Raw genomic sequence first — 10,467 nt, forward strand, 5'->3', positions numbered from 1 at the left:
GTTCGCCAAACTTCCCCCCAATCCAGATTAAGGCTCCCGAGTCGCTCCTTCAAGCTTGTCCAGCGATTCAAGGACATATCCGATGAAAATCCCTTCTCAATTTAACGAAGATAGCCTTTATGGTCGTCGTCAACGGCGTGGCGCAACGGTTCAGGACTATCGCCGCGTGATCCGGCTAGCACTTGGTTTGGCTTTGGTGTTGGTCGTCATGCGGCAGGCCGCTAAACCGCGTGTTTACGAACCCTTCTTCGGAGGTGCGGCGGGACAGCAACAACGCCTCAGCAATGCGACACGTCAGATTTATGCGGGAAATCGACCAGCTGACTTACTCATCGGGGGGGATGCTACAGCCGAAACCGTGCTGGATTTACGCGAGGTGGATCCCAAGGTCATGCTCGATGCGCGAGCGATCGTGGCACTCGTTCCACCGGAGGATCAGCAGCTTTGGCTCGCCACGCTGCTGCGGATCCGGCGTCACCAAGAGATTCCGCAATTTACCGTGCTCGATACCGGATGGACGGTCAAGCTTTCTCAGCTCGATTGGCAAGCCGATCAGGAGTCCGATGAAAAAGCACCCCAACAGGGTTGGAGCGAATTGATCCAGCGAGTGGCGTCGGATCCCTCGGGGCTAAGTGCGGAAATGGAGGATACGGGCGGAGATGCCAAGATCAAGATTCAGGCGTTGATCCGAGCGCTCGACACGGCTGCCGCGTCGCGGGTCGCCGCGTCGGGAGTGTGGCAGTCGCGTGACCGCGACGCGATGTACCGCTACTTGGACGAAGCCCAGTTTGGATTTGAGAATGATTGGGCAGGGTTGACGACGGCAGGGTTGACGACGGCAGGGCGAGCGACGGAAGGAACGGATGCCAGTGCCGAAGAGGCATCGGGACTGCAAAAAACAGGAAAAGTACAAGCGACGGCGGCCCCAGCGGTGCCACAGGTCGGAGTGTTGCCGTTGATGCAACAGCCCGATGTCTATTTGAATCATGTCGTTGCCTTCGCTGGCCGTCCTGCTCGCGTCGAGCGACATGCCGCGAATTCAAATGAATACGGAATCGCACACTATTGGCACCTTTGGCTACGTCCGGTCGATGGCGCTGATCGCCCGCTGTTGGCTGTCGTCAATGACGTTCCCGAGTCGATTGCCAATGGAGTTTTCGAGAACTCCGAAAGCGAAGATGCTGCTGTGTTGTGGATCACCGGCCGCTTTCTAAAGCGGTTGGCGTACCGGTCCGGTGCGGGCGCCGATTCGGCGCCCGTGATTGTTGGCCGTATTTTGACGCTGCCGCCGGACGCGGAAACGGAGTCCGCAACGCAATCGAATTCGCTAGTGTCTGACGACGGAATGTCGCGTTCGCTATGGGGAATGATTCTGTTCGCCGTTCTGCTTGGCGTCGGGTTGGCCGCGCTGGCGATGTGGCGAACCGCCGTGTCGGCAAGACAAAGCCGCCAACTGAGACATGCTAAGGATCGCGAACCTTCGCCATTTTTAGCACATCTGGAACCGAATCATGGCGATCCATCGCATCCGCAGGCTGGCGAAGACATCCATCCACCCCGAGAATCCTCATGAATCGACACCCCCACACGATGCCGTTTTCAGAAAAACTGTCGATCTCGCTTCCCTTCGGTACCGAACACGAAGACGACAAGGTCGAAGACAAAGTGCAGCGCAAATTCGCAGACATCACACGATCGTCGTTGGCGTGGGGGATGGTCGCAGTGTTGGCGGTGGTGCTGTTTCCTCAATCGCTGTACGCCCAATCGGAACTGCTACAGGCAGCCGGTTTTGATTCGCCGCGAATCGAGCAGCTCTATCCTGCCGATGACGAAGAATCGATCGGTGAACTGGCAAAGCTGATCTACCGAATCAATCGGCTCAATCGCAGCTCTATAGAGAAATCGCTCTCCCCTGAGACTTCAAGCTCGTTGAGCGGAACGACGATCACGCTGGGGCAAGTTGTCGCAGTGGATGGGGCGGTCGTGAAGGTTCAATCGTTGAACGTGCCCACTCGACTGGTCGAGTTTTTAGAAATCAGACGTTTGGATCGCGTCACGGTCGAGATTGGTGAACAAGACAACCCTCGCGTGGTCGAAGTGATGACGTCGGGGCTTCCCGCGACCGTGCGTCGCGGTGATCGAGTCGCGGGATTGGGCGTCGTCATCGAAGCTACACCACGCAGCGGAGACGACGGTGCGATCGTGGATGCCATCGCGGCATTGCCGCTGCAGTGGTTCCCGGCCAGGCCAGAGAAAGCCGGTTGGCAGTTGCTCGCCGATCAGGGCGTTAGCTTGGGCGATCTTTCGGAGGTTGCCTCACGCAATCGACAACCGCTATCCAGTGAAGATAGCGAATTGTTTTACTCGATGTTGGCGGCCGCGGACCGGATCGCCGAATTGCCCGCTTCCGAGCGTGTCGCAGCGAAAACGGTCGAGCCGATTGAGTTGCTTAAGTCGCCTGAGCAGTTTACGGCCGATTGGCTGCGAATGGAGGTCGAGGTCGTTCAGGTGACACGGATTTCGGGTTACCGAGCCTGCTCGGATTAAGCAGTTGGGGGCCGATCATTATTACCAAGTCGATGCAATGGGCGACCTCGGTAACGTCAAAGTCCAGATTGATTCGGGGCGGGATGCGACAGAGGATGGTCCGGTGTTTCAAAACCGATACCCCATCTCGCTGGTGTATAAAACACTGCCAACCTTTTTGCAAAACAAGCTGCGGGACCAAGGGAAATCGGAGGCTATTGTGGCCGATTTGACCGTGTTGGTTGCCACGGACGCGTTTTTCTTTCGCTTGTGGAGTTATCCGACCGCCTACATGCAGCGGTTCGGCGGCGGAGATCAGTTTGGGCCTTTGTTGATCGGCGCCGACATGATCAATCGCGAATCGACCGAGGCGGATCCGGTGGGCGTTGGCATTTTTGGTTGGTTCGCGGCGGTGGCAGTGGGAGTCGGGATGTTGGCGATTTTAGTTTGGAATATCGTCATTGCACGTCGTGATCGCCAAGTACAACGCCGACGCAAAGAACGCGAGGCCGATGAGTTGCGGTTTCCGCAGTAGCGTGGGACGCTCGATTTGGGTTTGAACCTCAGAAATCTAGAGAGCGTCTACTTGACCCGCGGCTCGCTTGCGAGAGGATAACGCCTTAGAAAATCATTGAAATGAGAAAGCAATTTTCATTTCGCCCACTCACACAACTTCCCTAAATTTTCCCCGCGAGCGAAACAAATGCGCCGAGCAAAAATTACCGTCATCGGAGCCGGAAACGTCGGAGCCACCTGTGCTCATTGGTGTGCTGCTGCAGAGTTAGGTGACATCGTTCTGTTGGACATTCCCCAGACCGAAGACATGCCGCGTGGAAAAGCGCTGGACTTGATGCAAGCGTCGCCGATCATGGGATTCGATTCCAATATCGTTGGTACGACCAGCTATGATGACGCTGCCGACAGCGATGTCATCGTGGTGACGGCAGGTATCCCGCGTAAACCAGGGATGAGTCGTGACGATTTGCTCAACACCAACGCGAAAATCATCACCTCGGTCGGCGAGCAGATCAAGGCGACCAGCCCCAATGCAGTTGTCATCGTCGTCAGCAATCCGCTTGACGCAATGGTCCAACAAATGTGGAAGGTCACCGGATTTGACAAGGCTAAAGTGGTCGGGCAAGCAGGCGTTTTGGACACGGCGCGATACCGCACCTTTTTGGCGATGGAGTTGGGTGTCAGCATCGAAGACATCAGCGCCCTGTTGATGGGCGGACATGGCGACACGATGGTGCCGATCCCAAGCTGCACCAGCGTCGGCGGAATCCCTGTGACTCAGTTGATCGATCGCGCTCGCTTGGACGAAATTGTCGAACGCACCCGCAAAGGTGGTGCTGAGATCGTTTCTCTTTTGAAAACAGGCAGTGCCTATTACGCTCCGGCCGCCGCGTGTGCCCAAATGGTCGAAGCGGTCGTTCGGGACAAGAAGCGTGTCATTCCTGTAGCTGCTCTATGCGATTCCGAGTACGGGGTCGGTGGCTACTATGTCGGTGTCCCTGTCGTGATGGGAAGCGGCGGCGTCGAAAAGATCATCGAACTCGAATTGACCGACTCGGAGAAGGCTGATTTCCAAAACAGTGTCGACGCGGTCAAAGGGTTGGTTGCCACGATGAATCAATTGCTATCGTCCTAACGGAACTTGCAAGATCTTTCGCTGAAGCATCCGCTTCAGCGTTGACATTGGTGATTGATTGCGCGTAGGTTTATGGCATCCATCAAACGCGTCGGCGTTGTTGGCTGAGTTGATTTTTTTTCCGCATGTGAATTTCATGCGGGATGAAATCCCCAGTAAACCTTGGGTGGGGCCTTCCTCTAACATTCGGTTGGTTATGAGTCGTTATTTTTCTTCGGCAAATTGGGGGACATCCCGATCGAATGAAGCCCCTCACGACGACCCACCAAGCGAAGGATCTCTGGGCACGCCCGAAGAGGAATCCAGTCTCAATTTCGCTGGCAATTCGGAGAGTTTTCTTCAGGATTGCACATGGCACGATTCGGTATCCGACGTCGATAACGTCGACGAATTCCCGAGTCCCTTTGATCAATTCAAAGGCGTTGGAGCCCGCACGGCGTTCTTCTTGCCGCTGCATTACGAAGCCAATTATGCGTATCCGCTGCTTATTTGGCTGCACAACGATGGGTTCAACGAAAACCAAGTCACGCAAGTCATGCCGCACATCAGTTTGCGGAATTATGTCGGCGTAGGTGTTCGAGCCAGTTGTGCGATCGATTCCGCTGGCCATCGCTACGAATGGCGGACGCGTCCAGGAGCCATCCAGACCGCTTACGAAAATGTAATGCAAGCAATTGATGAGGCGTGCGAGCGTTTTTCAGTAAATGCTTCGCGGGTCGTTTTGGCGGGCTACCAAAGTGGCGGCGCTATGGCGATGCGAATTGCACTTCGTGATCCGAAACGATTCGCGGGAGTGGTCTCGCTTGGCGGTCGCATGCCAAGTGGGGGCCGGGCATTGTCGAATTTGTCGGAGTTGCGTGAGCGGCGTATGCCGATGCTTTGGCAGTGGGCGACCGAAAGCTCGATGTTTGATTCGTGCGAGCTTGACGAAGACATGCGGCGAGCCATGATGATTCGTGCTCAGCTGGAAATTCGCCAATATTGCGATGACGACGAGATGAATACGGTCGCCTTGGCCGATGTCGATCAGTGGATCATGGACAAGGTTGTGGCCAGTGCCAGCAACAGCGGTTCAAGCGATCGCTGGGCTTCTTCGCCCACCCGATTCTCGTCCAACTAAGCAGGAATCTTTGCGGTGGTTGGCTGTTTTGCGTAGCGGAAGTCGGCAACACTTTCGTTCGACGGTGCGGGCGCTGTGAAATCGACGCACGAGATCTACCCACCAAGCTGGCTGCAAAATCCTTTACCGTGTTGGCCCCGGGTGGCTATTAAGGTTTTCCCACGATCTTGCTGCCTGCTCCGCGTTAGACGGTGTCGCGTCGAGCCCGATCTCCGTTTGCCTCAAGCGGTCTCGTAAGTGCCCGCCGTCAATTTGCGTCGGATTGCTTTGATTGGCAATTTGTGTGACGCTGTGCAGAGCGTCGCATCCGCGAGAGACGTCTCAGTGACAAGGGACGCCAGCGACAATAACCTTCCTTGCTGATCGCGGTCCCCCCCCTCCATTTGATTTTGCCCCTCCTTTCGCGTTTCCAGACGTGTTGCTCCGTCATCTGGTACGCTATGCTGACGCGTCCCTCCCGTAGACAGTTTTTTCGCTTGATTCCGCTTTGCCTGAACGAGAAACGATGACCCGCGAGAACAGTAGCGACGATGCCGTCGAGAAGAGTCCCGATTCTGCAAAAGACCTTGCACCCACCTCTGCCGCAGCTTCCGGTGGCAAGCGGATTTTGATTGTCGATGACGATCACGAAATCATTGAATCGGTTCGCTACGCGCTCGAGGGCGAAGGCCACGAGGTCGTCGTTGCTCGCGATGGGAACCAAGGGCTTGCGCTTGCTGAACGCGAAAACCCGGATCTGATGATCTTGGACATGATGATGCCCAAACGCAGCGGTTTTCTGGTGCTCGAGAAACTGCGTCGTATCCGAGACGTCCCTTTGCCGGTGATCATGATCACCGGCAACGAAGGAAGTCGTCACAAGGCGTATGCGGAATTGCTTGGTGTGAGCGACTATATTCGTAAACCGTTCCCGATGGATCGTTTGATCAAAGCCGTCAACAAGTTGCTTGAGTCGTGATTGACACGGTTTTGCAAAGGCGGACGTTGGTCGCCGCCGCGATTTGCGGTGCACTGGCTGTGTTGATTGGTGCCTTTGGCGCTCATGGATTGCCAGAGTTTTTGCAATCGCGTGGGTTGGATGCCGAGACGATCGCCAAGCGAAGCGGCCAGTTTGACGTGGGGGCTCGCTACCATCTTGTGCACGCGGTCGTGCTGCTTGTCATTGCCGCGATTCCCTTCGGTTCGAACCGTGTTCGCCGCGTGGCGGCATGGTTAATGCTACTGGGAATCCTGTTTTTCAGTGGCAGTCTCTATCTGTTGGTTGCCCTCAATAAGCCCTGGCTGGGGGCTGTTACCCCGATTGGCGGGCTGCTTTGGATCGCTGGCTGGGTGTCGCTGCTCGGATTGACCAGGGATCGTTCCGTCTGAATGGAGCGTTTTCGTTTGGGAGATATCTTTCGGGGATTGCTTGCTGCGGCCACTCGGACCGGCGCACTACCTTTGCCAAGGTAAATCGGTGGCCAAGGTAAATCGCATTTGGGGCCTGCGGGCCATCGCATGGTCGAAGCAGAAAAACTTGATCCAGGGTGCTCGCGGAAAAGCAATAAATCTCGTAACGTGACGCCACGATCCTTTCTGAATTTCTTTCACTGTATGAAGATCGAAACGATGTCCAAGGCGGATGCAATCGACTTAGCGTTTCCAGAAAACTGGCACCGGCGTCATTTGCTCGATTTGGAGAGTCTATCGGCCGACGAAATCCAGATCCTCTTAGACACCGCTCAAAAGCTAAAAGAGCTGACCGGCGGGTGCCGCAACAAGCTTTCTCTGTTGGCGGGAAAAACGCTTGCGAACCTGTTTTTCGAAAATAGCACGCGGACTCGCAATAGTTTCTCGCTAGCGGCCAAGCGGCTGGGGGCTGATACGGTTGAATTCAGCAGCGGCGGCAGCAGTGTTGCCAAGGGCGAAACCTTTGTCGATACCGCGAAAACGATCGAAGCGATGGGGGTCGATTGGGTTTGCACTCGGCACGTCACTCCCGGCACCCCACATCTGCTCGCTCGCGAACTTCGTTGTTGTGTGATCAATGCGGGCGATGGGCCGCACGAGCATCCAACGCAGGGGTTGTTGGACATGTTGACGATCCGCCAACATCGTGGACGACTCGATGGATTGACCGTCGCATTGGTTGGTGACATCTCGCACAGTCGCACCGCGCGTAGCAACATTTGGGGGCTTAGCAAGCTCGGCGCTCATGTGATCATCTGTGGGCCACCGACGCTTGTGAGTCCCCGTTGGCAGGAACTTGGGTTTGAGGTGGCACATAATCTGGATGCCATTTTGCATCGCTGTGATGTGTTGAATTTGTTGCGAATTCAATTCGAACGTCAAAAGGCACGTCCCTTCCCGAGTGTGCATGAGTACGCGGCGCTGTACGCGATGAACGGGGCTCGCATGCGACGAGCCAAAGACGACATTCTAATCATGGCCCCCGGCCCCATTAACCGCGGTGTCGAGATTACACCGGAGGTTGCTGATGGGCCGCACTCGGTCATTCTCGAACAAGTCACCAATGGTATCGCAGTGCGGATGGCTGCGTTGTGGTTGCTCTCGGGGGCCAAGGACGCTTCAAACACAACGACACAAGCTGAACCTATCCACTATGTCTGATTTGTTGATTGAAAATGGGCGGTTGATCGACCCCAGCCAAGGCGTGGATCGCCAAGCAAATTTGCTGATTCGCGATGGCTTGGTTGCCGCGATTGACCCCAGCCACGACGAGATCCCTGCAGATTGTCCTCGCTTGGATGCAGGAGGTTGCATCGTGGCTCCGGGCTTGGTCGACCTCGGTGTCGAATTGCGTGAACCCGGCAACGAGGCAGACGAAACGATTCAATCCGGCAGCGATGCAGCATTGGCGGGTGGGTTCACTTCGATTTTATGTACCGCCAACACCGAACCGGTGATTGATTCGCCTGGCGCCGTGGAATTTGTGCGGCAAAAGGCGTCTCGCGCCAATGGTGTTCGCGTGCACGTGATCGGATGTCTCAGCCGACAACGCGAAGGCGAACAGATGGCCGAGTTGGGATTGTTGGCCGAAGCCGGCGCGGTTGCGTTTAGCGACGCCCCACGACCGATCGCCAATGATGCACTGCTGAAACGTTCGCTCGACTATTGCCGGATGCTTAACCGAGTCATCTTTGACATTCCCGAGGTCCCCGAGCTTGCTGAGAACGGGGTGATGCACGAGGGGCAAGTCTCGTTGACGCTAGGTTTGAAGGGCTTGCCGACCGAAGCCGAAGATTTGGCGGTCGCACGTGATGTACGGTTGGCTGAAGCCACGTCGGGGCGATTGCACGTCGGCCCGGTTAGCACGATGGGAGCGGTCGACATGATCCGCCGCGTCAAGTCACGCGACATCAAGGTCACCGCGTCGGTGTGCCCGCATAATCTTTGTCTGCTCGACTCGGAACTTCGTTCCTATGATTCGCGGTTCAAAGTCCATCCGCCGCTGCGCAGCCAACGTCATGTCGAAACGCTACGCGATGCGGTCGCTGATGGAACCATCGACGCGATCCAAAGTGGTCATCGTCCACGCAGTCGCGAAAAAAAGATGAACGACCTCGATCTGGCACCCTTCGGTGCCGCGACGCTGGAAACCACGCTTTCGACCGTTTCAAAGTTTATGATCGAAAATGGGATTTTGACCTGGCCCCAGGCTATCGATCGGCTGTCGACGGCCCCCGCGCGGATTGCATCCATCGCCGGTGGATCCTTGACTGTCGGTTCGCTCGGAGACGTTGTGGTCATCGACCCCAATGCAACATGGCAGGTGGATGCCTCGCAATTCCGTTCGCACTGCATCAGCAGCCCGCTTGACGGCCAAGAATTATCGGCGCGAGTGACGCACACGATCGTGGGCGGCGTGATCCGATTTCAGGCGTAAGCAGCTAGGCAGGAGTCGTTCAGTAAATTAGCCGCTTTGCCGCTGGCAGGCTGTTGGTTTAATGAAGTTTCCCTTAACAAGCGGTGGCTAATGGACTACCGCGTCCGTCATTGGTGTATTCGACGGACTAGGAAGTCCATCCTACGACTAAATTATAAGCCTACGGCTAACGGGATTTTCACCCAATGATTCCTGCCTACCTGCTTAGCAAGGCGTCGGAGCTGTTTCTGAGCCCATCCGCAGTGAGGCCAGTCCGCATCTGAGTCAGTCACATCCGTCGTCGATCTTGCCGCGAGATGGCTCCCGCAGCGATTTGGTTTTCGTTATCCTGAGCGGTATGAAAATCGCAAAATACATTGATGCTTCCGGTTCGCCTCGAATCGCTCGTGTGGACAACGGCCAATTGATTCCACTGCGAACCGACGGGCCCTATCAATCGCTCGCCGATATTATCGCAGCGGATGAACCGATCACCGCGGCGACGTCACTCGAAACCGACCCGCCGATCGCAATTGATGAATCGGTCCAGTGGTTGCCGCCGATTGACGCACAAGAAGTATGGGCCGCCGGCGTGACGTACAAACGGAGTCAGGCAGCACGGATGGAAGAATCCGAGGCAGCTGCATCTTGTTACGACCGCGTCTACGGTGCCGAGCGGCCTGAGTTGTTCTTCAAAGCGACGCCGCACCGCGTCAGCGGCCATTTGCAGCCGCTGCGGATTCGCGAGGATGCAACTTGGAATGTGCCCGAACCCGAAGTCACGCTGGTGCTCAGTCCCAAGATGAAGATCGTTGGTTTGACGATCGGCAATGATATGAGTTCGCGGGATATCGAAGGCGAAAATCCGCTCTACCTGCCCCAGGCGAAATGCTACAACCAATGTGCGGGACTTGGTCCTTGGATCACGCTGTTTGACAAGCTGCCTGCCAATTCCGAGATCGGGATCGATTTGAAAATCGTTCGCGATTCGGAGATTGTGTTTGATCAGCAAACCTCAGCCGCGGAAATGGCTCGCGGGTTCGAAGACCTTGTGCAGTGGCTTGCCCGCGACAACCATTTTCCAAATGGTGCATTCTTGATGACCGGAACAGGCATCATTCCTTCAAACGACTTTACGCTTCAAGTAGGCGATCAAGTTCAAATTACCATCGATGGAATCGGAACGCTTTCGAATCCCATCGTTCAAGGTTCCTAGTCCTCTGTGGCTCGTGCGTCGGGTTCGTATCGCTGTTTCGCGCGCTTGAGTTGCGGGTGGTGACGCTTGAGTCGACACTTCCATTCTTA

General features: G+C 55.9%; 10 protein-coding genes. All 10 read left to right on the plus strand.

The annotated features are described in order from the left end of the window. Positions 1–82: 82 nt before the first annotated feature. The 10 genes from RMSM_RS18050 to RMSM_RS18095 all read left to right on the plus strand — a co-directional run bounded on the left by RMSM_RS18050 (position 83) and on the right by RMSM_RS18095 (position 10,378). A complete protein-coding gene (locus tag RMSM_RS18050; RefSeq protein ID WP_008699356.1) occupies positions 83–1,573 on the plus strand; it encodes a hypothetical protein in 1,491 nt (496 codons plus the stop codon). After that, positions 1,570–2,547 carry a hypothetical protein gene (locus RMSM_RS18055; protein ID WP_040767883.1) on the plus strand — a complete coding sequence of 326 codons (978 nt, stop codon included), beginning with the start codon at positions 1,570–1,572 and terminating at the stop codon, positions 2,545–2,547. Before RMSM_RS18050 ends, RMSM_RS18055 begins: the two co-directional genes overlap by 4 nt. A gap of 4 nt (positions 2,548–2,551) precedes the next feature. Beyond that, the gene (locus RMSM_RS18060) at positions 2,552–3,061 is read left to right on the plus strand and encodes a hypothetical protein (protein WP_008699358.1); all 510 of its coding nucleotides are present in this window, start codon (positions 2,552–2,554) and stop codon (positions 3,059–3,061) included. Between the two features lie 168 nt (positions 3,062–3,229). Continuing rightward, positions 3,230–4,177, plus strand: a complete 948-nt coding sequence (gene mdh, locus RMSM_RS18065) for a malate dehydrogenase (RefSeq protein ID WP_008699360.1) — start codon at positions 3,230–3,232, stop codon at positions 4,175–4,177. 196 nt (positions 4,178–4,373) lie between these two features. Then, complete coding sequence (locus RMSM_RS18070; protein WP_008699365.1) at positions 4,374–5,297, plus strand: alpha/beta hydrolase; 924 nt, start codon at positions 4,374–4,376, stop codon at positions 5,295–5,297. A gap of 505 nt (positions 5,298–5,802) precedes the next feature. Beyond that, on the plus strand, positions 5,803–6,255 hold the full coding sequence (locus RMSM_RS18075; RefSeq protein WP_081614217.1) for a response regulator transcription factor: 453 nt from the start codon (positions 5,803–5,805) through the stop codon (positions 6,253–6,255). Continuing rightward, the gene (locus RMSM_RS18080; RefSeq protein WP_008699369.1) at positions 6,252–6,665 is read left to right on the plus strand and encodes a DUF423 domain-containing protein; all 414 of its coding nucleotides are present in this window, start codon (positions 6,252–6,254) and stop codon (positions 6,663–6,665) included. Before RMSM_RS18075 ends, RMSM_RS18080 begins: the two co-directional genes overlap by 4 nt. Before the next feature lie 240 nt (positions 6,666–6,905). Next, a complete protein-coding gene (locus RMSM_RS18085; RefSeq protein WP_052031694.1) occupies positions 6,906–7,907 on the plus strand; it encodes an aspartate carbamoyltransferase catalytic subunit in 1,002 nt (333 codons plus the stop codon). Then, the gene (locus tag RMSM_RS18090; protein WP_008699371.1) at positions 7,900–9,183 is read left to right on the plus strand and encodes a dihydroorotase; all 1,284 of its coding nucleotides are present in this window, start codon (positions 7,900–7,902) and stop codon (positions 9,181–9,183) included. Before RMSM_RS18085 ends, RMSM_RS18090 begins: the two co-directional genes overlap by 8 nt. A 337-nt stretch (positions 9,184–9,520) precedes the next feature. Further along, entirely contained in the window at positions 9,521–10,378 is an 858-nt protein-coding gene (locus RMSM_RS18095) for a fumarylacetoacetate hydrolase family protein (RefSeq protein ID WP_008699373.1), read from the plus strand. The last annotated feature ends 89 nt before the right edge of the window (positions 10,379–10,467 follow it).

Source organism: Rhodopirellula maiorica SM1, assembly GCF_000346295.1.
In the GTDB taxonomy this organism is placed as follows: domain Bacteria; phylum Planctomycetota; class Planctomycetia; order Pirellulales; family Pirellulaceae; genus Novipirellula; species Novipirellula maiorica.